The sequence below is a fragment of the Azospirillum sp. genome, from assembly GCF_035627195.1.
Taxonomy (GTDB): Bacteria; Pseudomonadota; Alphaproteobacteria; order Azospirillales; family Azospirillaceae; genus Azospirillum.
In genome coordinates this window covers 13814-40014 of sequence record NZ_DASPMG010000220.1, presented here as the reverse complement: position 1 = coordinate 40014, position 26201 = coordinate 13814, and the positions used below count along the sequence as shown (strand labels likewise).

Sequence of the window (26201 nt, the reverse complement as noted above, 5' to 3'; positions counted from 1 at the left end):
GCGCACCGCGGTGGTCGACGGCGCCGACCACTTCTTTCGCGACCTTGCCGCGGAGGACGCGGCCGACGCCGTGGCGGCCTTCGCCAGGCAAGCGCGGTAAATCGCGCGGGCGTCAAGGAAGCGCGGTAGCCCGCGCGGGCGCCGGCGGCAGCTTGCCCACCAGCTCCGCCAGCATGCCCCAGAAGAAGGCGTCGCCGGGGTAGCCGAGGATGCGGCCGACCTCGCGCCCCTCGTCCATCAGCACGAAGGTGGGCGTGTGCACCACGCCCTCCACCGCCTTCAGGTCGTCGGGCCGTGCCGCGCGCAGGTCGACGCGGCGCAGCGGCGCCGCGCGCCCCTCGGCGGTGCGGGGGTAGACGGGGCCGACCTCCGCGTGCCAGCGCGCGCACCACGCGCAGCCCGCCTGCTCGAACATCACCAGCTCCGCCGCGCCGGCCGGGGCGGCGGATAATCCGAAAAGCCAGAGCAGGCCGATCAACATCGCGGTTCGCAGCATGCTATCCTCCCCGGTGCAGGATCTCACGATCGCGACCCTTCCGCACCTCACATTAGCGTGACTGATATTAGCTTGAACTGATGCAAAGCGTGCGTTACCGTGTGGCATAAGGGGACACTGAAGATCCGCCCACCGAACGAATCCGGTGGGCCAACAAACCTGGGGAGGAGCCGGCCCGCCGCGCACGCGGGGCCGGACCCGGACCAGCCGGAACCGGGCCATCCGGTCACCGCGCGGACGGGGCGCTCGAAAAGAGGGGATGCCATGACGACAATGGGAGGATGGGTCTCTCTGGCACGGCGGGCTCCGCTGGCGCTGGGGCTGGCCGCGTGTGTCCTGGGCGGGGCCGGAGGCGCTTCGGCCGCCGACCTGAAGGACGTGCCGATGCTGCGCGAAGGATCCGCGGCGCCGACGCCGTGGAAGCGCTACGGCAACTGGGTGAAGGCGGAGTGGCCGTTCAACACGCTGGCCGACCACGCGAAGACGTCGCCGGCCCCGCAGAAGGGCGAGTTCCAGAAGGTGGACATCTCCAAGCCCGGCGATCCGGAAAAGGGCATGAAACTGGCCTTCTCGCGCGACCGCGGGTCGAGCTGCGTGACCTGCCACGTGATGGGCCCGAAGACGCCGGAACTGCCGGGCAACGTCGGCCCCGACCTGTCGGAGATCGGCTCGGCCGGCCGCGACGACGAATACCTGTTCAACTACGTCTACGACGCGCGCAGCATCAATCCCGAATCGCTGATGCTGCCGTGGGGCACCAACAAGATGTTCAGCGCCGAGGAGATCCGCGACATCGTCGCCTTCCTCCAGACGCTGAAGGCCCCCGCCACCTTCAAGACGCCGCTGGACGACCCGAACGCCCGCCCGCTGCCGGTCGAGGACCGCGACTGGCGCGACCCGTTCGTCAACCCGGCGGCCGAGGCGATCGAGACGGGGGCCGCGCTCTACGCCAAGGCCGGGCCGAACGGCAAGTCCTGTGCGTCGTGCCACGACGCGCCGGAGGTGAAGTTCAAGCGCTGGTCGGTGGCCATGCCCAAGTGGGATTCGGCCGCCAGGCGCATGATCGGCGTGGAGGAGTTCGTCTACCGCCATGGTGCCGCCACCATGGACGCCAAGTACCTGATGCAGAGCCCGGAGAACCTGCAGTTCGCCGTCTACCTGCGCTCGCTCTCCAACGGCGAGAAGGTCGACGTCGACATCAAGGGCCCCGGTGCCAAGGAGGCGTACGAGCGCGGCGAGAAGCTGACCAAGGCGCGCGTCGGCCAGCTGAACCTCGCCTGCGTCGACTGCCACACGCCGGAAATGGGCGCCAACCACTGGCTGCGCGGCCAGTACCTGGGCGAGCTGAAGGGCCAGATCCCGCACTTCCCCACGTGGCGCACCAGCCGCAACGAGGTGTGGGACATCCGCAAGCGCCTGCAATGGTGCAACGTGCAGATCCGCGCCAACGACCTGCCGCCCGACGCGCCGGAATACGCCGACCTGGAACTGTACCTCACGGCCGCCAGCAACGGCCTCGTCATGGAAGCGCCGGGCATCCGGCATTGATGGTGGAATTGGGAGAGTGTCATGGGAATGAGTGAACTCAGCCGCCGCGAGATGCTCGGTCTGGGCCTCGCCGCCGGGGTCGGGCTGACGCTGCTGCCGGGTACCGCCGATGCCTCGGTGGAGAGCGCCACCAAGCTGCTGAACGACCTGATCGGCGGCAAGCAGCCGCAGCCGGGCAAGGTCAGGATCGACATGCCGCAGATCGCCGAGAACGGCAACGCCGTGCCGCTGACCGTGTCGGTCGAAAGCCCGATGACGGCGGAGAGCTACGTGAAGGCCGTGCACGTCATCGCCGACGGCAACCCGGACTCCGGCGTCGCCACCTTCACTTTCACGCCGATGAGCGGCAAGGCCGAGGTCGCCACCCGCATGCGCCTCGCCCAGACGCAGAAGATCTGGGCCGTGGCGGAGATGAGCGACGGCGCGGTCCACATGGAAAAGACCGAGGTCAAGGTCACCATCGGCGGCTGCGGCGGCTGAGGAACAGGAGAAACGAGCATGAGCATCAAGCCGCGCATCAAGCTGCCCGCCGAGGCCAAGAAGGGCGACGTCGTCGAGATCAAGACGATGGTCCAGCACCCCATGGAATCCGGCCAGCGCAAGGACGCCTCGGGCAACCCGATCCCGCGCAAGATCATCAACAAGTTCGCCTGCACCTTCAACGGCAAGCCGGTGTTCGAGACGAAGCTGCAGCCGGCCATCGCCGCCAACCCCTACCTCGCCTTCTTCGCCAAGGTGGAGGAGAGCGGCACCTTCGAGTTCACCTGGACCGACGACGACGGCACGGTGACCACCGAAAAGGCCCAGATCAAGGTGGCGTAGCATCACTCCCTCCCCCTGCTCCGCAGGGGGAGGGAAGCCCGCGTAAGCGGGCAGGGTGGGGGCAGCGGCCTCCCCGAGAATCAGCGGCGTAGGTTGGGTTGAGGCGAAGCCGAAAACCCAACGCCCCAGCCTTGCGAACACGTTGGGCTTCGGCTTCGCCTCAACCCAACCTACGGATCTCGTAGGAGTCACTGCATGCTCAATCGCAGAGACCTGCTCCAGGTCGCCGCGGCGGCCGCGACGCTGGGCGCTTCCGGTGCCGGAACGTTGCGCCACGCCCTCGCCAAGCAGGCAATCACCCAGCAGACGCTGCTCGACGTCAAGCCGGTCGGCAACGTCACCCTGATGCACATCACCGACTGCCACGCGCAGCTGGTGCCGCTGTACTTCCGCGAGCCGTCCGTCAACCTGGGCGTGGGCGAGGCCGCCGGGCTGCCGCCGCACCTGACCGGCAAGGACTTCATGGCCGCCTACAAGGTGGCCGCCGGCACCGCCGACGCCTACGCGCTGACGTCGGAGGACTACGTGGCGCTGGCGCGCGACTACGGGCGCATCGGCGGCTTCGACCGGCTTGCGACGCTGGTCAAGGCGATCCGCGCCGAACGGCCGGACCGCACGCTGCTGCTGGACGGCGGCGACAGCGTCCAGGGCTCCTGGACCGCCTTGCAGACCAAGGGTGCCGACATGGCCCGCGCGCTGAAGGCGCTGGGCGTCGACGCCTGGACCGGGCATTGGGAGTTCACCTACGGCGCCGACCGCGTGAAGGAGATCGCCGAGGAACTGGGCGCCCCCTTCCTGTGCGGCAACGTCAAGGACACGGAGTGGAACGAGGATGTCTTCGATTCCACCGCCTATTTCGAGCGCGGCGGGGTGAAGATCGCGGTCATCGGGCAGGCGTTCCCCTACACGCCCGTCGCCAACCCCCGCTACATGATCCCCACGTGGTCCTTCGGCATCCGCGAGGACGCGCTGCGCGACCGCGTGAAGGAGGCGCGCGCAAAGGGCGCCGGGCTGGTCGTGGTGCTCAGCCACGACGGCTTCGACGTGGACCGCAAGCTGGCGCGGCGGGTGGAGGGCATCGACGTGCTGCTGACCGGCCACACGCACGACGCGGTGCCGGAGGCGGTGCGGGTCGGCCGCACCCTGCTGGTCTCGTCGGGCAGCCACGGCAAGTTCCTCTCCCGCCTGGACCTGGACGTGCGGAACGGGGAGGTGAAGGACTACGCGTTCCGCCTGATCCCCGTGCTGTCCGACGCCATCACCCCGGACCCGGAGATGGCGAAGCTGGTGGAGGAGCTGCGCAGGCCCTTCCTGCCCGAACTCACCAAGGTGGCCGGCAAATCCGGCGGCCTGCTCTACCGCCGCGGCAACTTCAACGGCACCTGGGACGACCTGATCTGTCAGGCGCTGCTGGAGCAGCGCGACGCGGAGATCTCGCTGTCGCCCGGCTTCCGCTGGGGCTCCACGCTGCTGCCGGGCCAGGACATCACGCACGAGGACGTCTACAACCAGACGGCCATCACCTACCCCAACGCCTACCGGTCGGAGATGACCGGCCAGCAGATCAAGGACATCCTGGAAGACGTCGCCGACAACCTGTTCAACCCCGATCCCTACTACCAGCAGGGCGGCGACATGGTGCGCGTCGGCGGGCTCGGCTATGCCATCGACGTGTCGAAGCCCATGGGCAGCCGCATCGGCGAACTGACGCTGCTGAAGTCCGGCGCGCCGGTGGAGGCGGGCAAGAGCTACGTCGTCTCCGGCTGGGCCTCGGTGAACGAGGGCACGCAGGGGCCGCCGGTGTGGGACGTGGTCATCAAGCACATCGAGAAGCACAAGGTGATCGACGTGCCCGACCAGTCGCCCATCAAGATCCGCGGCGTGTAGGGCGATGGACGTCTCCTACCTCGGCGCCTTCGGGGCGGGGCTCATCAGCTTCCTCAGCCCGTGCGTGCTGCCGCTGGTGCCGCCCTACCTGTGCTTCCTGGGCGGCCTGTCGCTGGAGGAGCTGACGGCGGAAGAAACCAACGCCGGCCGGCGCGTGTTCGTGGCCGCCGTCGCCTTCGTGCTGGGCTTCGCCACCGTGTTCGTCACGCTGGGCGCCACGGCCTCGGTCGCCGGGCAGTGGCTGGCGCGGCACATCGACGTGCTGGCGCAGGCGGCCGGCGTCGTCATCATCGTGCTGGGCCTGCACTTCCTGGGCGCCTTCCGCATCGGCCTGCTGTACCGCGAGGCGCGCGTGCAGGTGGCGGCGCGGCCGGCGGGCATCGCCGGCGCCTACGTCATCGGGCTGGCCTTCGCCTTCGGCTGGACGCCGTGCGTCGGCCCGGTGCTCGCCGCCATCCTGTTCGTGGCGGGATCGAGCGACCGGGCGTGGGACGGCGCGTCGCTGCTCGGCACCTATGCCGCCGGGCTGGGCATTCCGTTCCTGCTGGCCGCGCTGGGCACGCGGCCGTTCCTCGCCTTCTCCCGCCGCTTCCGCCGCCACCTCGGCGCGGTCGAGAAGGCGGCGGGGGCGCTGCTGGTCGGCACGGGCGTGCTGTTCCTCACCGGCAGCATGGCGGACGTCGCCAACTGGCTGCTGGAAACCGTGCCGGCGCTCGGCCGGCTCGGCTGATGCGTGACGTCAGTGCGCATCCTGGGCGCGGTCGAGGTCCCGCGTGAGGGTGTTGAGGCGTTCCAGGAGCTTCGCTTCGCGGTCGGGCTCGATCTGTCCCTTGCGCTGTGCCAGACGCAGCGCGGTCTGCGCCTCTTCCAGGCAGTCGAGCGTGTGGCGCAGATAGTCGTGCGGCTCCATGCCATGCCTCCCTCGATGGATTTGTTGGGCCAACAGGCAAGGCGCGCGTGCGTTCCGCCCGAAAGAAGTGTGCGTGTTACGGCCTGACGTACACCCAGCCGCGCAACTGCCGTTCGACGATCTCGGCGATGCCGGCGGTGACCACCTCCACGCCGGGAATCAGCTCGTCCCGCGTGCGGTGGGTGGTTTCCATGGTGTTGCCGCAGCCGATGAACTGGATGTCGTACTGCATCAGGCTCCTCACCCGGTCGACGACGGGCGAGGTCTTGGCGTACAGCGCCTGCATGCCGGCGCCATAGGCGACGACGACGATCTGCACCTGGTCCTGGCCGTAGAACTTCTGCAGGTTCACGGCGTTGTGCAGCAGGTTGTTGATGTCCTTGGGCGCGTCGCTGGTCAGCTGCAGCATGATCCGGCGCGGGTTGTCGATGCCGGGCGGCGGGTTGCTGATCTCCGTGTCCGCCATGGCCGCGGCCGGCCACGCCAGGGCGGCCAGCAGGACCAGTCCGGGAAGCGTCGGTGCGCGCATCGTCTCCTCACATCGCCGGATGCCGGGGGGCCGGATGCCGGGGGCGCAGGATACAGGCGCCTGCGCCCCCGGACGACCCCGACAACCGTATACCGTCAGCCGCGCGAGAAGACGACGCGCAGCGCAGCACCGTGCGACCCCTCTTCCATGTACTTCAGGCCATAGTAGGCACCGGCGATGATCGAACCCAGCGCCAGGAAGGAGCTGAGCGCCAGCGTCGAGACGCCGGAAATCCCCTGCCCGATGGTGCAGCCCAGCGCCAGCACGCCGCCGATCCCCATCAGCACCGCGCCGAAGACGTTGCTGACCGTGTCGTTGACGCCCGCGAAGCCCTCCAGCCGGAAGGCGCCGGTGGCCTTCGCCATCAGGAAGGAGCCGACGATGACGCCGAACACCGTGGCGATGCCGAAGTTGATGGAGGCGCCCGTGAAGGTCATCAGGTACTGCGTCGTGTCGCCGATCGGCGCTATGAAGGTGAAGGACATGACGGGCGTCGGCTCGAACTCGTCACGGCCGACGAAGCCGGTGATGAACCAGCCCAGCGGGATCATCAGGCCGACGATGACGCCGCCGATCACGTCCTTGGACGATCCGCGGAACCCCTCGTCCTTGAAGCACCACGCGATCAGCGCGCCGCCCAGGACCACCGCCAGCACGGCGCGCAGCGCGCCTTCGCCCAGGCCGGTGGCGCGCGCCAGCAGCGCGTCGATGCCCTGGCTGGCCGGCAGCGCGGTGTTGAACGTCGCCTCCATCTGCACGCGCCCCAGCGCGAACAGGCCGCGCAGCGTCATGTAGGCGGTCAGCGCGATGATCAGGAAGACGATGAAGGATTTCAGGTTGCCGCCGCCGACGCGGACCAGCGTCTTGTTGCCGCAGCCGCCGCCCATGACCATGCCGTAGCCGAACATCAGGCCGCCGGCGATGGCGCCGAACCAGCCGAGGTTGGGCGTGCGGTAGATGGCCGTGGAGAGGTCGACGTAGCCCAGCCCCCACAGCGCCTGCGTGCCGAGCAGCGCCACGGCGATCGCCAGCATCCACGAGCGGAAGCGCCGCGTGTCGCCCATCATCACCATGTCGGATATGCCGCCCATGGTGCAGAAGTGCGTTTTTTGGGCGGTGGCGCCGAACACGATGCCGGCCAGGAATCCGAGACCGGCGACAAGCGCCTTCACGGGGATCTCTTCCATAGGGCGTTTCCTCCAGGATGCCTTGTGCGGCGCGTTGGCCCTATGGGGCGGGGCGCCTTATCTCGGATTATCCTAATATAAGTGATCCGTGATTTTGCGGCTGGCGCACGCCTGCGGCACTATGTCGCATGCACCCTATTGTACATCCCGCGCCCAGACTGTGTCGCGGCAAAAGCGCAGGGCTGGAATGGGTTCCCGCCGCCGTTTTCACAAGGAAACCTGCGCGTTCACGGCGTCAGCCTCCGGCGGAAGACCAGCGCCAGAAGCAGGAGGAGCACGCCCGCCCCCACGAACACGGCGGCATAGCCCAGCGCCTCGGCCAGCGGCCCGGCCAGCGCGATGCCGGCGGCCTGACCCAGGAACAGGCACGACGCGAAGACCGACACGGCGATGCCGCGCGCGTGCGGCGCCATCTGCGTGGCCTGCGTCTGCAGCGTGTTGTGGAACAGGTAGAAGCCCAGCCCGCACAGCGCCACGCCGGGGACCAGGGCCGGCCACGGCGGCTGCAGCGCGAACACCGCGAACCCGGCGGCCAGCGCCGCGCCCCCCGCCGCCACCATGTTGCGCTGCCCCAGCGCCGCCACGATCCGCGGTGCCGCCAGCGCGTAGACCAGCGCCCCGCCGCCGAACGCCGACAGCACGCCGCCGATGGCGGCGTAGCCCAACCCGTACTCGTGCCGCAGGAAGGCGCCCAGGTAGGTGAAGCCGCCGAAGAACAGCATGCCCTCGACGAACACGGTGGCGAGGACGAGGCGCACCCGCGCGCTGCGCCCCAGGGCCAGGAAGGTGCTGACCAGCCCGCCCACGCTGAACGGCGTGCGCGTCTGCACCACGCGCGGCGAGCGCAGTTCCAGCGCCAGCAGCAGCGCGAAGGCCAGATACACGGCCGCCAGCGCCACGAACACGCCGCGCCACCCCAGGAACTCCCCGAACAGGCCGCCGGCCACCTGTCCGCCGATGACGCCCAGGATCTGCCCGGACATGAAGCGCGCCAGCACCGGCTGGCGCCGGTCGTAGGGCACCACGTCGCCGATGTAGGCCATGGACAGCGGGATCAGCGCGGCGGCCGTGGCGCCGCTGACGAAGCGCAGCGTGCCCAGCACGAACAGGCTGGGCGACAGCGCCGCCGCCGCCGTGGTCAGCGCCGACAGGAAGGTCATCAGGGTGATGACGCCGTACTTGCCGAACTGGTCGCCGATCGGCCCGTGCACCAGCTGGCACAGGCCGTAGGCCAGCGTGAAGCCGGTGGCGATGATCGCGGCGTCCGACACGCCGGCCGCGAACTCCTCCGCCACCTGCGGCAGCAGCGGGTCGGCGATGCGCAGCGTCGCGGCGGAGCAGAACGCCGCCCCGCTGAGCAACGCGATGGAGCGGACGGGGATCGGGCTGTCGGCGGCGGCTTCGGTCATGCCCGGAAGGCTAACCGCGGTGTGCGGTCATCCGGCCATGCCCGTTGCGAATGGCACCCCTCTTGGCGTCCCTACGCCCGGCCCGCGACGGTGCCGCCGGCCTTGTCGACCTGCGCCAGCCGGGCGCGGATGTGCGCGACGACCGTGGCGACCAGCGCCGCGGCGCGTTCCTCGTCCAGCCCGCGGGTCAGCAGCAACTGGTGCGTCACCTTGCGGTAGGCGTCGATGGCCGCCTCGCGCGCCTCCGGCGGCACGCCGGCCAGGAAGGTCGCCAGCCGGGCCGCGACGTCGGCGGCGGTCTCGGCGACAAGGCCCTGGGTGGGCTGCGCGGCGCGCGATTCGGTGGTGGGCGTGTGCAAGGCGGTGGTCCTCCCTGGCAAGCGACCTCACCACGATAACGGTCGGGGCGGCGGGGCGGCACGCACGCTGAAGGCGTACCCGCACCCGGCTCTTCGCCCAACTCTGGGTCACCCCTTCCGGCAGGGGACTCTTCCGACGATTGACGATGGTCAACGTTGATCATTCGCCGGGACGCCAATGTGATTGCCAAGCGGCGCCGGGACGACGACCATTGGCACACGCGTCTTCCGCCCGCCGCGCCGGACACGAGGAGAGGATCCATGGACTGCTGCGACCCGCCCAAGCCCAAGGGCCCCGGCCATCTGCCGCTGGACGAGGCGTTGGCGCGCATCGCCGCGACCTACGGCCCGGTGACGGGGGTGGAGACCGTGCCGCTCTCCCAAGCCAAGGGCCGCATCCTCGCCGAATCGGTGACCAGCCCCATCGACGTGCCGCCGGCCGCCGTGTCGGCCATGGACGGCTACGCCTATCGGACCCCGGCGGGCGCTGCCGCCGGGCCGTTGCGCCTGACCGTGGTCGGTCGCGTGCCGGCCGGCACCGTGTTCCCGGGCACGGTGGGCGAGGGGGAGGCGGTGCGCATCTTCACCGGCGCGCCCGTCCCGGCCGGCGCCGACACCGTCGTGATGCAGGAGGTCTGCCGCGCCGAGGAGGGCGCCGTCGTCGTCGAGACGCCGCCCGCGCGCGGCGCCAACATCCGCGATGCCGGCGAGGACATGAAGGCGGGCGCCGTCGTCCTCACCCCCGGCAAGCGGCTGCGCGCGCAGGAGGTCGGGCTGGCGGCCGCCGTCGGCCGCTCGTCCGTGCAGGTGCGCCAGCGCCTGAAGGTCGTGCTGTTCTCCACCGGCGACGAGCTGTGCGAACCCGGCCGGCCGAAGCCGGACGGCGCCATCTACGACGCCAACCGCTACACCATCGCGGCGCAACTCGCCGCCCTGGACGTGGAGGTGGAGGACCTGGGCATCCTGCGCGACCGGCCGGAGGTGGTGCGCGAAGCGCTGGCCGAGGCCAGCCGCCGGGGGCACGTGGTCGTCACCTCGGGCGGCGTGTCGGTGGGCGAGGAGGATCACGTCAAGGCGGCGGTGGCCTCGCTGGGCTCCATCGACATGTGGCGCCTCGCGTTGCGGCCGGGCAAGCCGCTGGCCTTGGGCCGGGTGGGGGAGGCGATCTTCCTCGGCCTGCCCGGCAACCCGGTGTCGGCCATGGTGACCTTCATGCTGGTCGGCCGCCCGCTGCTGCTGCGCCTGATGGGGGCGGACGAGGTGCGCACGCCGCGTTCCCTGGTGGTGGCCGGCTTCGCCTTCCGCAAGGGTGCCGGCCGGCGGGAGTTCCTGCGCGCCCGCATCGAGACGGGTCCGGACGGCCGCCCGGTGGCCTACAAGTTCGAGAACGACAGCTCCGGCGTGCTGACCTCGATGGTCGAGGCCGACGGCCTCGTCGACGTCCCGGCCGAGGACACGGAGATCAACCCCGGCGACATGGTCGCCTTCCTGCCCTTCGGCGGGCTGTTCGGGTAGGGAATATCTCCCTCCCTCGCCTCCGGCGGGGGAGGGAAGCCCGCGACAGCGGGCAGGGTGGGGGCAACGGCGTCACCGGGGATTCATGTGTAGGTTGGGTTGAGGCCAAAGCCGAAAACCCAACACCGTCGGCAACGCGAGAACGTTGGGTTTCGCTGACTCTTAACCCAACCTACGGGCCGCTGATCCTCGGCAACAACTTGCCCCTCCCTCCCCCCGCCGGAGGCGAGGGAGGGGCTAAAAACAAGACATCACGCCGCCATCAGGGTGTTCAGGCGTTCGCGCGCGCGGCAGAGGCGGGAGCGGATGGTGCCGATGGAGACGTTCAGCTTCTCGGCGGCTTCCTGGTAGGGGCGGCCTTCGATGGCGACCAGCTTCACCACCTTGCGCTGGCTGGGGGTGAGCGCGCCGAAGGCGCGGTCGACGTCGCGGAACACCAGGCGCGCGATCTGCGAGGCCTCGACGGACATGGCGCCGTCCCACAGCTCGACCTTCGTCACGTGCTTCTCGCGCTGGAGGTTGTTGAAGTGGAGGTTCTTCAGCATCGTCGTCAGCCACGCCTGCATGTTGGTGCCCGGCTCGAAGCGGTGGGAGCGGGACAGGGCGCGGGCCAGGCAGTCCTGGGTCAGGTCCTCGGCGGCCGACATGTCGCGGGTCAGTTTGCACGCATAGCGCTGCAGGTTCGGCATGCAACGGATCAGCTCGCTCTCGAACGAATAGGCCATGTTCTCTCTTCCTCCAGGTGTTCCTTGGCGAAGGCCACCTCCACGGCTGGCCCCCGGTTCGGGACGACCATGCGCATCCGGGCAAACGGCATCCTGCAAACGGCATCCGGGCGAACGGCCTCGGCGTTCCGGCCTGTCGGCCGGTCCGGCTCCGTAAGACGGTGCTGCTGTGGTTGAGCCCTTGGCGTGCCGACTACCCGCCGGGTCCGGCGGTGCACTGGGGCTGGGCTGTCACCATGGTCGGTCTCCCCGCTTCTCTCGAAGAGGCAAGCACTCCGGGCTGAAAACCCTTCGGGAGTGCTCCCGTTCGTCGTGACGTCGGGTTTCTAAACGCGGGGTCGGACCGGTTGTTCCCCGGTCGGGGAAACAGAAAATCGCTTCGGTGGAAATGCCAATGGCTGAGGTTCCGGTTGCACGGGCCCTAACGCCCCGAACGGCCCTCAAGCCGGCGCAGAAAATCGCGCATGATGGTCCGGTATAGTTCGTCTTTTAGACAAGCGTCTTCTACACCAAGGTCGAGGGACGGGTTGTCGTTGACCTCGATGACGAACACGCCCCGCTCGTTCTGCTTGAGATCGACGCCGTAAAGACCATCGCCGATCAGCCCGGCGGCCTTCACCGCAATGTCGACGACCTCGCGCGGCGCCTCCTCCACCGGCAGGGTGCGGGACGATCCGGTCTCGGCCCGGCCGTTGCCGCCGTGCTTCACGATCTGCCAGTGCTTCTTGGCCATCAGGTACTGGCAGACGTAGATCGGCTGGCGGTTCAGCACGCCGACGCGCCAGTCGAACTCGGTGTACATGAACTCCTGCGCCAGGATCAGGTCGGATTCCTCGAACAGCCCGTCGGCCGTCGCCTCCAGCTCCGACCGGCTGGTCACCTTGAACACCCCGCGCGAGAAGGACCCGTCGGGGATCTTCAGCACGATGGGGTAGGGGATCTCCTGGTCCAGCGTGGCGAGGCCGCGGCGGTCGAGGATCACCGTCTTCGGCGTCGGGATGCGGTTGGCCTTCAGCAGCTCGGCCAGATACACCTTGTTGGTGCAGCGCAGGATGGACACCGGGTCGTCGATGACCGGCATCCCCTCCTTCTCCGCCTTCTTGGCGAAGCGGTAGGTGTGGTTGTCCAGCGCCGTGCCCTCGCGGATGAACAGCGCGTCGTATTCGCCCAGCCGCAGGAAGTCCTTCTTCTCGATCAGCTCGACCTTGATGCCCAGCCCCTCGCCGGCCTTGATGAACTTCTGCAAGGCGCGCGGGCCGGACGGCGGCAGCGCCTCCTTCGGGTTGTGCAGGATGGCCAGCGTCCAGCGCGCCGCCGCCCTCGCCGCCGGTTCCCGCCACGACGCCCGGGTGTAGGCGTCGAGCGCCGCCTCGAACATCTGCTCCTGGTCCGGCTTCAGGTCGGCCAGCGACAGCGCCTCCACCGCATGCACGACCCAGGTGTCCTTCAGGCGCACCTGCACCTTCAGGATCGGGCATCGGAACAGGTCGAACACCTGCCGGGCCAACTCCTGGAACCGGCGGTCGTCGGCGCGCCCGAAGAAGACGTACAGGTTGAACGACGCCTGCGGCGGGTCGGCCAGCCGCTTCATCTTGTGGCGCAGCGCCTCCTCCACCTCCGGCAGCGCCGCGCGGTAGATGGAGCGCTGGCCGAGGTCGAGGAGCGTGCGGACGGACGGGATCACCTTGTCGCCGCGCGCCGCCGCCAGCAGCGAGCAGTAGTAGCCCGTGCCCAGGTAGTCGTAGCTGCGGCTGAGGTTGATGATGCGCGCGTTGCGCGGCCGGGCGGTGTCCGGCGTGCCGATGTAGTCGCGGGCGGTGACGACCTGCAGGTCGTCCCTGGCCCATTTGAAGTCGGCGCGGCGGTCGACGACGACGATGTGCGTGGGCATCTAGGCTTCCGGCGGACGTTCGCGGAGCACCAGCGCCGCCTTCAACTGTGCCTTGCCGTAACGGGCCATGCGCTCGAAGTCCTTCTTCGGGATCGGCATGTAGATGCGATCGATGTGGGCATGGTGGCGGTCGTAAACCAGCGGGTCGTGCACATAGAGGAAACGATCGTCGGCGCCCGACACCACCACCCAATGGGGGAATTTCTCACGGTAGATGCGGTAGCTGGAGATCAGCACCACCGGAACCGCGCCGTCGGCCACCGCCTGGGCCATGTCCTCGGCGGTCAGCGTGCTGTGGTGCACGGTGATGTCGGTGCCGGCCAGTTCCTCCATCACGTCCTCGTGGACGATGCGCATGGCCTCGCGCTTCTCCTCGCTGCGCACGCTGTCCAGGAACGGCGCGCTGGGATCGCTGACGTGGAGGTCCACCGCCAGCCCGCGCCGCCACGCCGACAGCGCCAGCCCATAGGGGCCGCTGCCGCCGTGGCCGGAGGTCATGAAGATGGTCGTGGCCTCGCGCCAGATGCGCAGCTCCAGCTTGCGGCCCAGCTCGATCTCGGGCTTCAGCGCCTTCATCGCCATCATCAGCGCCGACGGCCCGCAGGTGAAGTCCAGCGTCTGCTGGTAGTACGGCACCATGCGCGCACCCAGCGGCGCGCTGGGCCCGGTGGTGCCCAGCCGCTTCTCCAGGCGCAGCGCCTCCATATGGTCTTCGTAGTAGTCGGTGTAGACACCGAACTCGCGATACCCATTCTTCTTATAGAGCGCGATGGCGGCGGCGTTGTCGCGGCGCACCTCCAGGCGCAGGTGGATGCATTCGTGCGCCCGCGCCGCCTGCTCCGCCGCCGACAACAGGCGCTGGCCGACGTCGCGCCCGCGGAAGGCGGGATCGACGGCGAAGGAATAGAGACGGGCGAGGGACGTGCCGGCATGGAACAGCACCAGCGCATAGCCGGCGATCACGTCGCCGTGCAGTTCCACCAGCGCCGCCGCCCTGGCGCGCGTCAGCAAGTATTGGAAGCTGCGGCGGGTCAGCCGGTCGGTGACGAAGCAGCGCTCCTCGATCACCAGCAGCGCCGGGATGTCGGACGGCACCGCCTGCCGCAGGGTGATGGGCAGGGGGTCCGGGCGGGTGTCGAGGTCGTCTGGCATCGTGTTCAACGGCTCCGGCGTGCGGGCTCGGCCATCTTACTCTCTTCCACCCGGTGTGGAAGTGGCGGTACCGTGTGGATCGTATCGGCTCCGCTCCAAAATCCGGGAGTGATCTGTTACGCTTAAAACATGCTTAACCAAGATTGGCGAGACTAGCCGCGGTCAGGGGGCCGTTGAGAACGGCGGCCAGTTTCGGCAAGCCCGTGGGAAGAGAGTCGAAAGCATGGATGCTCGGTACAAGACCGGCGATATCGAACGGCGCAGCCTCGACGTCGACGGGCTGAAGCGGTCCTTTCTGGAGTGGCTGGTCTACTCCGTCGGCAAGGACGCCCGCGCGGCCACCCGCCGCGACTGGTTCCACACCGTGGCGCTCGCCGTGCGCGACCGTCTGGTCGACCGCTGGATGGACACCACGCGCAGCTATTATCAGGAAGACGCCAAGCGCGTGTACTACATGTCGCTGGAATTCCTGATCGGCCGCCTGCTGACCAACAGCCTGTCCAACCTGGGCATCATGGAGCAGTGCCGCGAGGCGCTGGACCGCATCGGCCTGACCCTGGACGAGGTGGTGGAGGCCGAGCCGGACGCGGCACTCGGCAACGGCGGCCTGGGCCGCCTCGCCGCCTGCTTCCTGGACAGCATGGCCAGCCAGGGCCTGCCCGGCTACGGCTACGGCATCCGCTACGAGTTCGGCCTGTTCGAGCAGCGCTTCGAGCACGGCTGGCAGGTGGAATACCCGGAACAGTGGCTGCAGTTCGGCAACCCCTGGGAATTCCCGCGGCCGGAGGTGCTGTACCCCGTGCAGTTCTACGGCCGCGTCGAGGAGTTCCGCGACAGCGTGGGCGAGCGCGCCTACCGCTGGGTGGACACCGAACGCGTGCTGGCCATGGCCTACGACACGCCGGTGGTCGGCTATGGCGGCAACACCATCAACACGCTGCGCCTGTGGTCGGCGCGCGCCACGCGCGACTTCAACTTCGGCCACTTCAACGACGGCGCCTACATGAAGGCGGTCGAGCAGAAGGTCCTGTCGGAGAACCTCAGCCGCGTCCTCTATCCCAACGACGCGACCGAGACCGGCAAGGAACTCCGCTTCAAGCAGGAGTACTTCTTCACCTCGGCCTCGCTGCAGGACATCATCCGCCGCTACCTACAGCACCATTCCGACTTCGACAGCCTGCCGTCCAAGGCGGCGATCCAGCTGAACGACACGCACCCGGCCATCGGCATCGCCGAGATGATGCGCCTGCTGGTCGACCAGCACGCCGTGCTGTGGGACAAGGCGTGGGAGATCACCCGCGGCTGCTTCTCCTACACCAACCACACCCTGCTGCCCGAGGCGCTGGAGGCGTGGCCGGTCCGCATGGTGGAGCGCGTGCTGCCCCGCCACATGCAGATCATCTACGAGATCAACGCCCGCTTCCTCAACCGCTCCAAGGCCCGCGCGGCCGGTGACAACGGCCGCCTGTCGCGCCTGTCGCTGATCGACGAGCGGGGCGAGCGGCGCGTGCGCATGGGCAACCTCGCCTTCCTCGGCTCGCACAAGGTGAACGGCGTGTCGGCGCTGCACACCGACCTGATGAAGCAGACGGTGTTCGCCGACTTCCACGGCGAGTTCCCGGACCGCATCAACAACAAGACCAACGGCATCACGCCGCGCCGCTGGCTGCACCAGGCCAACCCGGCGCTGTCGGCCCTGATCACCAGCCGCATCGGCCAGGGCTGGATCGCCGACCTGGGCCAGATCGCCTCCATCAAGGAGAAGGCCGACGACGTGGTCTTCCGCGAGGAGTTCCGCCGCGCCAAGCGGAAGAACAAGAAGCGGCTGGCCGCCTACATCGCCCGCCAGACCGGCGTGGAGGTCAGCGTCGACAGCATGTTCGACGTCCAGGTCAAGCGCATGCACGAGTACAAGCGCCAGCTCCTGAACGTGCTGCACACGATCGTGCTGTACAACGACATGCGCGACAACCCGACGGTCACCTGGGTGCCGGTCACCAAGATCTTCGCCGGCAAGGCCGCACCCGCCTATCATATGGCGAAGCTGATCATCAAGCTGATCAACGACGTCGCCAAGGTGGTGAACCACGACCCGGCGGTGCACGACATGCTGAAGGTCGTCTACCTGCCCAACTACAATGTCACCGCCGCGGAGATCATCATCCCCGCCGCCGACCTGTCGGAGCAGATCTCGACCGCCGGCATGGAGGCGTCGGGCACCGGCAACATGAAGCTGGCGCTGAACGGTGCGCTCACCATCGGCACGCTGGACGGCGCCAACGTCGAGATCAAGGAAGCGGTGGGCGACGACAACATCTTCATCTTCGGCCTGTCGGCGGAGGAGGCGAACAGCCTGCGCCAGGGTGGTGCGTACAACCCGCGCGACGTGATCGCGATGAACCCCAGCCTGAAGCGCGCGCTGGACATGATCTCGACGGGCGTCTTCTCGCCGGACGACCCGCACCGCTTCCACCCGATCCTACAGGCGCTGACCGACGGCGGCGACCACTTCCTGGTGACGGCCGATTTCGAGGACTACTGCCTGGCGCAGAAGGACGCGGCCGACCTCTACCGCAACCAGGAGGAATGGACCCGCAAGGCGATCATCAACACCGCCAGCATGGGCTGGTTCTCCTCCGACCGCACGATCAACGAGTACGCCGAGGAGATCTGGGACGTGCACCCGGTGCTGCCGACCACGCAGGGCGAGGGGTTCCGGTAAAAGTTGCGACGGACGCCGCGGGCGCTTTACAAGCCCCGCGGCTTCGTTTAGGAATGCGCGCATGACTCGCATGACCACCACGACCACTACCAAAACGACCTGCCTTGGCGGGCCGTCGGAGTGTGCCGTGCGCTGATCGCGTGACGATACCCACCACGAGGGCCTCGCCGGAAACGGACGGGGCCCTTGTCGTATCCGGGCTCCGCTTCCTCCCCACAAACCGGGGCCCAGAACCAGGACGGAGCAGTCTGTTATGAGCAACGCCAGCAATCCGAAGGCCAGCAATCCGAAGAAGGTCGCCATCGTCGGCGCCACCGGCGCCGTCGGGCGCGAGATGATCGACGTCCTCCACCGCCGCAACTTCCCCGTGGGCGAGCTGCGCCTGCTGGCCTCCGGCCGCAGCGCCGGCAAGGTGGTGGAGACCCCGTACGGCGCGATCACCCTTCAGGAATACTCGCTGGACCTCGTCAAGGACTGCGACGTGGTGCTGCTCGCCGTGTCCGGCGACTTCGCCAAGGCGCACGCGCCGGCCATCGCCGCCGCCGGGCCGCTGGTGATCGACAACTCCTCCGCCTTCCGCTACGACCCGAACATCCCGCTGATCGTGCCGGAGATCAACGCGCACGCCTTCCAGGGCGGCGGCCGGCTGATCGCCAACCCGAACTGCACCACGGCCATCGCCGTCGTGGCGTTGGGGCCCCTGCACAAGGCGTTCGGCCTGAAGCGCGTCATCGTCTCCACCTACCAGGCGACCAGCGGTGCGGGTGCCGAGGGCATGGCGGAGCTTGAGGAGCAGACGCGCGCCGTGCTGAACGGCCAGCCGGCGCAGAACAGCGTGTTCCGCCACCCGATCCCGTTCAACCTGATCCCGCAGATCGACGCCTTCCAGGAGAACGGCTACACCAAGGAAGAGATGAAGGTCACCTGGGAGACGCGCAAGATCCTGGAGATCCCCGACCTGCCGGTCAGCTGCACGGCGGTCCGCATCCCCACCTACCGCGCGCATTCCGAGGCGATCACCATCGAGACGATCCAGCCGGTCACGCCGGACGCGGCGCGCCGCGTCCTGGCCGACGCCCCCGGCGTCAAGGTCGCCGATGTGCCGGCCGACGGCGTCTACCCGATGCCGCTGACCGCCACCGGCCAGTTCGACGTCGAGGTCGGCCGCATCCGCACCAGCCTGATCTTCGGTGACCACGGCCTGGACCTGTTCGTCTGCGGCGACCAGCTGCTGAAGGGTGCGGCGCTGAACGCCGTGCAGATCGCCGAGCTGGCTCTGTGATCTAACCCTCTCCCGCCCCGGGAGAGGGTGGCGCCGAAAGGCGCCGGGTGAGGGTACCGTCAAGGATCCTTGGCCTTGCCCTCACCCTCCCGCTCTTCGAGCGGGTCCCTCCCTCTCCCGGGGCGGGAGAGGGAAATGCTTGTGTACTGGAACCTGCACGGTTCCGCTGCTATGTAATGATCGCGCGCGGGGCGGGGACGCTCCGCGCGCTTTCGCATGGAACGACACGACAGTTGAGGGATCAGGCATGTCCGGACTTCAGGACGCCGTCTCCCGGCGCCGGACCTTTGCCATCATCGCGCACCCGGACGCCGGTAAGACCACGCTCACCGAAAAGCTGCTGCTGTTCGGCGGCGCCATCCAGATGGCGGGTGCGGTAAAGGCGCGCGGCGAGCAGCGGCGCGCGCGGTCGGACTGGATGAAGGTGGAGCGCGAGCGCGGCATCTCGGTGACCGCGTCGGTCATGACGTTCGACTACGACGGCCGCACCTTCAACCTGCTGGATACGCCGGGCCACGAGGACTTCTCGGAGGACACCTACCGCACGCTCACCGCGGTGGACAGCGCGGTCATGGTGATCGACGGCGCCAAGGGCATCGAGACGCAGACCCGCAAGCTGTTCGAGGTCTGCCGCCTGCGAGACGTGCCGATCACCACCTTCGTCAACAAGATGGACCGCGAGGCGCGCGACCCCTTCGACCTGATCTCGGAGATCGAGGAGGGGCTGCAGATCCACGTCACGCCCGCCTCATGGCCGATCGGCATGGGCCGCGACTTCCTGGGCTGCTACGACCTGATCCGCGACCGCCTCATCCTGATGGACCGCACGCAGGGCGACGTCGCCTCGGAAGGCATCGAGTGCAACGGCCTGGACGACCCCAGGCTGGACGAGCTGCTGCCGGACCACGCCGTCGCCAAGCTGCGCGAGGACGTGGAGATGGCGCGCGGCCTGATGCCGCCGTTCGACCTGGAGGAGTTCCGTTCCGGCCACCTGACGCCGATCTATTTCGGCTCCGCCATCAACAACTTCGGCGTCCAGGAGCTGCTGACCGGGCTGGCCGAGAACGCCCCGCCGCCGCGCCCGCAGCCGGCCGAGCAGCGTGTGGTGCAGCCGGACGAGGAGAAGGTCAGTGGCTTCGTCTTCAAGGTCCAGGCCAACATGGACCCCAACCACCGCGACCGCATCGCCTTCGTGCGCCTGTGCTCCGGCAAGTTCCGGCGCGGGGCGAAGCTGAAGCACATGCGCTCCGGCAAGGTGCTGGCGGTGAACAACGCCGTCCTCTTCCTGGCCCGCGACCGCGAGCTGGCGGAGGAGGCGTGGCCCGGCGACATCATCGGCATCCCCAACCACGGCAGCCTTCGCATCGGCGACACGCTGACCGAGGGGGAGGAGCTGCGCTTCACCGGCGTGCCCAGCTTCGCGCCGGAGCTGCTGCAGCGCGCCAAGCTGGACGACCCCATGCGGGTCAAGCACCTGCGCAAGGCGCTGGAGCATTTCGCCGAGGAAGGCGCGTCGCAGGTCTTCAAGCCGCTGTCGGGCGCCGACTGGATCGTCGGCGTCGTCGGCCAGCTGCAGTTCGAGGTGCTGTCGGCGCGAATCGAGGCCGAGTACGGCATCTCCGCCAAGTTCGAGGGGGCCGGCGTCGACGCCGCCCGCTGGATCGAGACGGACGACCGCGTCCAGCTCGACAAGTTCATCGACCTGAACCGCTCGGCGCTGGCGGAGGACCACGACGGCGCGCTGGTGTTCCTGGCACGCAACGCGTGGCATCTGAACCGCGCCCAGGAAGACTTCCCGGCCCTGCGCTTCCTCAAGACGCGCGAGCAGAACCGCAAGGTGCAGACGGCGGCGTGACGCCGTACCCGGACGGCACGGGGCGGCCATTGCGCCGCCCCGTGCGTGTCCTTGCGACTCCTTGACGGGGGCGGGCGAAACCTGACCCTTGATTGCAAAAATTTTAAGCAGCCTCCATCGCCGGATGGTCCATCTACCCCGTTGGCAGTAGGTCACCTTGCGGAAGTCGGATTGACATCGACTCTTCCGGGCATGACTTTCAAATTCGGGGCTGACCGGAAACGAAACGCAGCGTTGTGCCCGGCACGCGCGGCGCTTTTGGCGTAAGAGGCGGGTCTCGGTGGGGGGTGAACCATGGCGACTGGTCTCGTGGGGTTCTTCGACAACAGCTCGCTGATGCCGCACGGCTTCTGCCTGCTGTGGCAGCCGGAGCTGTTGGCGCTCCACGTCGCGTCCGACGTGGTGACCGGCCTGTCCTACTACTCCATCCCCGTGGCCCTGGTGTACTTCGTGCGCAAGCGCCGCGACGTGGCGTTCAGCTGGGTGTTCTGGCTGTTCGCCGCCTTCATCCTGGCCTGCGGCACGACGCACTTCTTCAACATCTGGACGCTGTGGGAGGCCGATTACGGCGCGCAGGGGCTGATCAAGGGCGCGACGGCGATCGTCTCCATGCTCACCGCCGTGGCGTTGTGGATGCTGATGCCGAGGGCGCTGGCGCTGCCCAGCCCCAGCCAGCTCGCCCTTGCCAACCAGGCGCTGCGCCGCGAGATGGCCGAGCGCCGGCAGGTCGAGGAGCGCTACACCAGCTTCTTCAACAACCTGGCCGAGGGGCTGTTCGTCGTCGCCGTCCGCCCGGACGGCGGCTTCGTGCTGGAGACGCTGAACCCCGCGCACGCCCGCGCCACCGGCCTGGACCCCGCGCTGGTGTGCGGCCGACCGGTTGAGGAGGCGTTCCCGGCCGCCGTCGCCGACGCCGTCATCGCCCGCTATCGCGAATGCGTGGCGGCCGGCGCGCCCATCGACTACGAGGAGGCGCTGGACCTGCCGGTCGGCCAGCGCGTCTGGCACACCATCCTGGTGCCGGTGCGCGACGAGAGCGGGCGAGTCGTCCAGCTCCTGGGCAGCGGCCGCGACATCACCGAGCGCCGGCGCCTGCAGGAGGAACTGGTGCAGGCCTCCAAGCTGGCGACGCTCGGCACGCTGGCCGCCGGCATGGCGCACGAGATGAGCCAGCCGCTGAACATCATCCGCACCTGGGCGGAGAGCGCGTTGTCGCGCCTGCGCGACAACGAACTGGACACCGCGCGGACGGAAAGGGTGCTGACCCTGGTCGCCGACCAGACCGAGCGGATGGGCCGGATCATCGACCACATGCGGACCTTCGCCCGCCGCGACGCCGCCGGCGTGCAGCCCTTCGACCCGGCGCACAGCGTGCGCTCGGCGGTGGAGATGGTGCGCCACCAGTACGGGCTGGAGGACGTGACCGTCGAGGCCGACGTGCAGGAGGGCGCCTGCGTCGCGCGCGGCCGGCCGCTGCAGCTCGAACAGGTGGTCCTCAACCTGCTGTCCAACGCGCGCGACGCCATCCTGGACGAACGCGCCCGCCGGCCGCAGGCTCACGCCGGCCGCATCCAGGTGGCGTTCCGCGTGCTTCCCGACAGCCACACGGCGACGATCGCCGTCACCGACGATGGCGGCGGGATCCCGTCCGACGTCCTGTCGCGCATCTTCGACCCCTTCTTCACGACGAAGGAGGTGGGGAAGGGATCCGGCCTTGGCCTTTCCATCGGCTATGGCATCATCGACGCGATGGGCGGGCGCATCGCCGCCGACAACGTCGACCACGGCGGCGGCCGGCGCGGCGTGCGCTTCACCATCAGCCTGCCGGTGAGCCGGCCCTCGCAGCGGGAAGTGGAGTTCGCCCATGCCTGAGCCGTTCCACGTTCTGGTCGCCGAGGACGAGCCGCTCGCCGCCATGGCGATCGAGGATTTCCTGTCCCGCAAGGGCTATCGCGTGACGCTGGCGGTCGACGGCCAGGACGCCATGGAACGGCAGAGCGCCGACCCGGCCGACATCATCGTCACCGACCTGCGCATGCCGCGCATGGACGGAAAGCACCTGATTCGCGCGCTGCGCGCCGTCGATCCCACGCTGCCCGTGGTGATCATGACCGGCTACCTGTCCTTCGGCCCCGAGGACGACGACCTCGCCGGCGGCGCCTCGCAGCCGCTGGAGGTGCTGCGCAAGCCCGTGAACCCGCAGGACATCCTGGACACCCTGCAGCGCCTGCTGACGAAGGGGTGAGCGCTGCATGGGGCCACGGACGTTGGGGTAGGTTGGGTTCAGCCGCAGGCGCAAACCCAACGTCAGGACGGAATCAGGACGGAACGACCGGCTCCACATCCACCTCGACCGACAGGTGGTGGCCGGTGCCGCTGAGGATGACGCCGCGCACCGGGCTGACGTCGTCGTAGTCGCGGCCCCAGGCCAGCGTGATGAAGTCCTGGTCGGCCGGGCGCCCGTTGGTCGGGCACAGGTCCAACCACCCATCGTCGCCGCACCACACCGACGCCCAGGCGTGGCTGACATCGGCGCCGATCAGGCGCGGCTGCCCCGGCGGCGGCAGCGTGCGCAGGTAGCCGCTGACGTAGCGCGCCGGCAGGCCCCGCGCGCGCAGGCAGCCGACCAGCACGTGGGCGAAGTCCTGGCACACCCCCCGGCGGTTGGCCAGCGCCACGGCCAGCGGCGTGGCGACGGTGGTCGCCGCCGGGTCGAAGACGAAGTCGGCGTGGATGCGCCGCATGAGGTCCAGCGCCGCGTCCGCCACCGGCCGGCCGGCCGCGAACGAGGGTGCCGCGTAGTCCGCCAGCTCCGGCGAGGCACGCACCAGCGTGCTGTCGAAGGCGAACTGCACCACCTCCGCCGCCGCCTCGGGGCCGGACAGGGTGGCGATCCGGTCGCGCACGTCCTCCCACCCCGGCGTGGCGAGCGGGTCGAGCGGCGGCGGCGCCATGACGGCCACTTCGCACTCGGCCGTGATGGTCAGCGTCCGGTGCGGCTCCTGCACGGCGACGTAGGTGGTGACGTTGCCGAAGTGGTCGATGTGGTCGGCCTGCACCGCCGCTGCGGGGTGCACGGTGACGGACGCCCGGCGGCAGGTCTGGCGTGGGTGCGGGCGCGGCGTCAGGTGCAGCCGGTGGTGCGACACCGGCACGTCCTCGCCGTAGGCGTAGCGCGTCACGTGCCGGCAGCGGTACAGCGCCGCCGGCCGCGCGTCGCACGCGATGTCGTGGGGCTTAGGCCGGTCGTGCAAAGGCATGGCTGAAACAGGCGTGGGCCAGCAGGTTGGAAATCTCGGGCAGGTTGCCGCTCAACCCCTCCAGGGCACCGTGCAGCGCCGGGCCGGGGCTGGTGGTGTCGGGGTTCTTCAGCGTGGCACGGGCCGAGGCGACGATCGCCAGCGCGGCGCCGATTCCGGCGTCCGGCCCGCGCGGCAGGTTGAACAGGTGCTGGTGCAGCGCGGCCAGCTGGAAGGCCAGCGCGCGCGGGTTCGTCTCGTCGGCCAGCAGCAGTTCCAGCACCGCGGCGGGCTCGACGTCGCCGAAATGGCGCTCGCGGTAGGTCATGACGCTCTCGGCCAGCTCCAGCAGCACGTCCAGCGCCGCCTCCATCTCCGTGCCGGCCAGCCGGCCGGGTTCGGCGATGCCGACGCCGCGCAGCAGGCCGATGCCGTGCACCGCGCGCTCCATCCGCCGGCCCATGTCCAGGAAGCGCCAGCCGGGCCCGCGCGGCATGCTCTCCTGCTCCAGCCCGGCCAGCGCCGCCAGCGTCGTCACCACGTCGTCGAGGATCAGCTGCAGCGTGGCGGCGTCGACGCGCCCATCCGGCGGGCGGCACTGCCGGTCGGCCTGCGCCACGACGCGCCAGAGGTCCAGCGACAGCCGGTCGCGCACCGACGCGGCGGCGCGGTGCAGGCGCTGCACGTTGGCGCGCAGGCTGTTGGGGTGGGCGGCGTCGAAGACGGCGGCGTGAAGCGCCGTGCGCAAGGCGCGCGGCGTCGTGCTGTCGGCGACCGAGGCCAGCTCGTGCGGCACCATGCCCATCCACGCGTGCAGGCGCAGCAGCACGCGCAGCTCCTCCGCCGCACCCGGCTGGCTGGCATCGGTCAGCCGGCACACGGCGGCGCGCAGCAGGCGCACCGTGCCCTCGCACCGCTCGGCGTAGCGGCCGAACCAGTAGAGCCCGTCGGCCACCCGGCTGGGCAGGTCGCCGGTCAGCGCCGGGCGGGAGTCCGGCGGACGGTGGTCGGTGCCGCGCGCGTGGTGGCCGGCGCCCGCCGTGCGGCCGGCGGCCAGCACCCAGGTGTCCTTGCTGCCGCCGCCCTGCTGGATGGAGACGGCCAGCCGCCCGGCCTCCGCCGACACGCGGGTCAGCCCGCCGGGCATCGCGACATAGCCGCCGGGCGTGGCGCACAGGAAGACGCGCAACACCAGCGGGCGCGGCTGCAGCCGGTCGTCCTGCCAGACGGGGGCGGTGGACAGCGACGGCCGCTCCTGCCCGACGAAGGCCCAGGGCGTGCGCTCGACGCGCGCCGCCAGTTCGTCGCGCGCCGCCGCCGACAGCGCCCCGCCGAACACCGGCTCCACGCCGGGCGCGCGGTGGGCCGGGGCGACCACCAGCCGGTCGAGGTTGGCCAGCACGTGCCGTCGCTCCTCCGGTTGCCCGCACCACCACACCGGGCGGTCGGGCAGCGTCAGGTCGCGGCCCGTCAGGTGCCGGCAGATGGTCGGCAGGAAGGGGCGCAGGGCCGGCGATTCCATCAGGCCGCTGCCCAGCGCGTTGGCGACCACGACGGTGCCGGCGCGCACCGCCTCCACCAGCCCGGCCACGCCCAGCGAGCTGTCGGCGCGCAGGCCCAGCGGGTCGGCGTAGTCCTCGTCCAGGCGGCGCAGGATGACGTGCACCGGCTCCAGCCCCGACAACGTCTTCAGGAACACCTGCCGGTCGCGCACCGTCAGGTCCTCGCCCTCCACCAGCGTGATGCCCAGCTGGCGGGCCAGGTAGACGTGCTCGAAATAGGTCTCGTTGTAGGGGCCGGGGGTGAGCAGGACGAGGCGCGGCCGGCCGGCGCGCGGCGCCAGCGCCAGCAGCGCGTCGCGGAACGCCGTGAAGAACGGCGCCAGCCGCTCCACCGCGCACTGGCGCAACGCGTCGGGCAGCACGCGGGTCAGCACCGCGCGGTTCTCCAGCGCATAGCCGCTGCCGCTCGGCGCCTGGGTGCGGTCGGACAGCACCCACCAGCGCCCGTCGGCGGCGCGGGCGAGGTCGGCGGCGTAGAAGTGCAGGTGCACGCCGCCGGGCAGGGGGATGCCGTGCACCGCGCGCTGGAAGGCCGGGTCGGCGTAGAGTGCGGCCGGCGGCACCAGCCCGTCGCGCAGCAGCGTCTGCGGCCCGTACAGGTCGGCCAGGACGGCGTTCAGCAGGGTGGCGCGCTGCACCAGCCCGTCCTCGATCACCCGCCATTCCTCGGCCGGGATGATCAGCGGCACCATGTCCAGCGGCCAGGGCCGCTCCATCCCCTGCGGATCGCCGTGGATGTTGTAGGTGACGCCGTTCTGGCGCAGCAGGCGGCGCGCCTCCTCCCACCGCTCGTCCATCACCTCCGGCGCCAGCGGGCCGAGGGAGCGCAGCAGCGCCTGCCAGTGCGGGCGCAGCCGGCCTTCGCCCGACACCATCTCATCGAACACCGGCCCGCCGTCGTAGCCCAGCGTGTAGGCGTCGCCGAACAGCGATCCCTGCCGGGCTTCGGCTATTCCGCTGGGTGTATCGGGAAAGGTGTGCGAGACGACCAAGGCGGAATCCGGACCAGATCGGCCGCGGCGCGCGGCCCGCGGCGAGTGTGAACGTCTTGTTGCACCGGCGCAAGCGCGGGCGGGCGCGCCGGGTGCCCCGGCGTTGCCGCGATGCAACG

General features: G+C 69.6%; 22 protein-coding genes. 11 read left to right on the top strand and 11 right to left on the bottom strand.

Annotated features, from left to right (window positions below; all coding sequences use genetic code 11):
• Positions 1 to 112 precede the first annotated feature (112 nt).
• Positions 113 to 496, bottom strand: coding sequence for a transcriptional regulator (locus tag VED21_RS20075; protein WP_324885314.1), 384 nt, complete (start codon positions 494 to 496; stop codon positions 113 to 115).
• 264 nt (positions 497 to 760) lie between these two features.
• Here VED21_RS20075 and soxA point away from each other — a divergent pair, with 264 nt between their 5' ends.
• The 5 genes from soxA (at position 761) to VED21_RS20050 (ending at position 5483) form a co-directional block, all read left to right on the top strand.
• Positions 761 to 2044, top strand: a complete 1284-nt coding sequence (gene soxA, locus VED21_RS20070) for a sulfur oxidation c-type cytochrome SoxA (protein WP_324885312.1) — start codon at positions 761 to 763, stop codon at positions 2042 to 2044.
• A gap of 27 nt (positions 2045 to 2071) precedes the next feature.
• The gene (gene soxY, locus VED21_RS20065; RefSeq protein WP_324885310.1) at positions 2072 to 2524 is read left to right on the top strand and encodes a thiosulfate oxidation carrier protein SoxY; all 453 of its coding nucleotides are present in this window, start codon (positions 2072 to 2074) and stop codon (positions 2522 to 2524) included.
• Positions 2525 to 2542: 18 nt separating this feature from the next.
• A complete protein-coding gene (gene soxZ / locus VED21_RS20060; protein ID WP_324885308.1) occupies positions 2543 to 2866 on the top strand; it encodes a thiosulfate oxidation carrier complex protein SoxZ in 324 nt (107 codons plus the stop codon).
• 195 nt (positions 2867 to 3061) lie between these two features.
• Positions 3062 to 4753 (top strand): thiosulfohydrolase SoxB, encoded by a 1692-nt coding sequence (gene soxB / locus VED21_RS20055; RefSeq protein ID WP_324885305.1) that lies wholly within the window; start codon positions 3062 to 3064, stop codon positions 4751 to 4753.
• Positions 4754 to 4757: 4 nt separating this feature from the next.
• Positions 4758 to 5483, top strand: a complete 726-nt coding sequence (locus tag VED21_RS20050; protein ID WP_324885303.1) for a cytochrome c biogenesis CcdA family protein — start codon at positions 4758 to 4760, stop codon at positions 5481 to 5483.
• Positions 5484 to 5492: 9 nt separating this feature from the next.
• Here VED21_RS20050 and VED21_RS20045 read toward each other — a convergent pair whose 3' ends face one another.
• The 5 genes from VED21_RS20045 to VED21_RS20025 all read right to left on the bottom strand — a co-directional run bounded on the left by VED21_RS20045 (position 5493) and on the right by VED21_RS20025 (position 9147).
• The gene (locus VED21_RS20045; protein ID WP_324885301.1) at positions 5493 to 5663 is read right to left on the bottom strand and encodes a hypothetical protein; all 171 of its coding nucleotides are present in this window, start codon (positions 5661 to 5663) and stop codon (positions 5493 to 5495) included.
• Between the two features lie 76 nt (positions 5664 to 5739).
• Complete coding sequence (locus VED21_RS20040; protein WP_324885299.1) at positions 5740 to 6192, bottom strand: DsrE family protein; 453 nt, start codon at positions 6190 to 6192, stop codon at positions 5740 to 5742.
• A 95-nt stretch (positions 6193 to 6287) separates the two neighbouring features.
• Positions 6288 to 7379: a YeeE/YedE family protein gene (locus VED21_RS20035; protein ID WP_324885297.1), complete on the bottom strand. Its 1092-nt coding sequence runs from the start codon at positions 7377 to 7379 to the stop codon at positions 6288 to 6290.
• Positions 7380 to 7606: 227 nt separating this feature from the next.
• A complete protein-coding gene (locus tag VED21_RS20030; RefSeq protein ID WP_324885295.1) occupies positions 7607 to 8788 on the bottom strand; it encodes an MFS transporter in 1182 nt (393 codons plus the stop codon).
• Positions 8789 to 8859: 71 nt separating this feature from the next.
• Complete coding sequence (locus VED21_RS20025; protein WP_324885293.1) at positions 8860 to 9147, bottom strand: hypothetical protein; 288 nt, start codon at positions 9145 to 9147, stop codon at positions 8860 to 8862.
• Between the two features lie 261 nt (positions 9148 to 9408).
• On the opposite strand from VED21_RS20025, the gene glp reads away from it, so the two are divergent.
• A complete protein-coding gene (gene glp, locus VED21_RS20020; protein ID WP_324885291.1) occupies positions 9409 to 10662 on the top strand; it encodes a gephyrin-like molybdotransferase Glp in 1254 nt (417 codons plus the stop codon).
• A gap of 251 nt (positions 10663 to 10913) precedes the next feature.
• On the opposite strand, the gene VED21_RS20015 is transcribed toward glp, so the two are convergent.
• The 3 genes from VED21_RS20015 to VED21_RS20005 all read right to left on the bottom strand — a co-directional run bounded on the left by VED21_RS20015 (position 10914) and on the right by VED21_RS20005 (position 14430).
• Positions 10914 to 11387, bottom strand: coding sequence for a sigma-70 family RNA polymerase sigma factor (locus VED21_RS20015; protein ID WP_324885289.1), 474 nt, complete (start codon positions 11385 to 11387; stop codon positions 10914 to 10916).
• A 421-nt stretch (positions 11388 to 11808) separates the two neighbouring features.
• The gene (locus VED21_RS20010; protein ID WP_324885287.1) at positions 11809 to 13278 is read right to left on the bottom strand and encodes a RimK family protein; all 1470 of its coding nucleotides are present in this window, start codon (positions 13276 to 13278) and stop codon (positions 11809 to 11811) included.
• Positions 13279 to 14430 carry a peptidase C39 family protein gene (locus VED21_RS20005; RefSeq protein ID WP_324885316.1) on the bottom strand — a complete coding sequence of 384 codons (1152 nt, stop codon included), beginning with the start codon at positions 14428 to 14430 and terminating at the stop codon, positions 13279 to 13281.
• Between the two features lie 223 nt (positions 14431 to 14653).
• Here VED21_RS20005 and VED21_RS20000 point away from each other — a divergent pair, with 223 nt between their 5' ends.
• The 5 genes from VED21_RS20000 to VED21_RS19980 all read left to right on the top strand — a co-directional run bounded on the left by VED21_RS20000 (position 14654) and on the right by VED21_RS19980 (position 22534).
• Positions 14654 to 17152 carry a glycogen/starch/alpha-glucan phosphorylase gene (locus tag VED21_RS20000; RefSeq protein WP_324885285.1) on the top strand — a complete coding sequence of 833 codons (2499 nt, stop codon included), beginning with the start codon at positions 14654 to 14656 and terminating at the stop codon, positions 17150 to 17152.
• 253 nt (positions 17153 to 17405) lie between these two features.
• On the top strand, positions 17406 to 18434 hold the full coding sequence (locus tag VED21_RS19995; RefSeq protein ID WP_324885282.1) for an aspartate-semialdehyde dehydrogenase: 1029 nt from the start codon (positions 17406 to 17408) through the stop codon (positions 18432 to 18434).
• A gap of 247 nt (positions 18435 to 18681) precedes the next feature.
• Complete coding sequence (locus VED21_RS19990) at positions 18682 to 20289, top strand: peptide chain release factor 3 (RefSeq protein WP_324885280.1); 1608 nt, start codon at positions 18682 to 18684, stop codon at positions 20287 to 20289.
• A 294-nt stretch (positions 20290 to 20583) separates the two neighbouring features.
• Complete coding sequence (locus tag VED21_RS19985) at positions 20584 to 22161, top strand: sensor histidine kinase (protein WP_324885278.1); 1578 nt, start codon at positions 20584 to 20586, stop codon at positions 22159 to 22161.
• Positions 22154 to 22534: a response regulator gene (locus VED21_RS19980; protein WP_324885276.1), complete on the top strand. Its 381-nt coding sequence runs from the start codon at positions 22154 to 22156 to the stop codon at positions 22532 to 22534. Before VED21_RS19985 ends, VED21_RS19980 begins: the two co-directional genes overlap by 8 nt.
• A 73-nt stretch (positions 22535 to 22607) precedes the next feature.
• Here the strand turns inward: VED21_RS19980 and VED21_RS19975 are convergent, their stop codons facing one another.
• Positions 22608 to 23549 (bottom strand): transglutaminase family protein, encoded by a 942-nt coding sequence (locus tag VED21_RS19975; protein ID WP_324885274.1) that lies wholly within the window; start codon positions 23547 to 23549, stop codon positions 22608 to 22610.
• Positions 23527 to 26082: a circularly permuted type 2 ATP-grasp protein gene (locus tag VED21_RS19970; protein WP_324885272.1), complete on the bottom strand. Its 2556-nt coding sequence runs from the start codon at positions 26080 to 26082 to the stop codon at positions 23527 to 23529. Before VED21_RS19970 ends, VED21_RS19975 begins: the two co-directional genes overlap by 23 nt.
• Positions 26083 to 26201 lie beyond the last annotated feature (119 nt).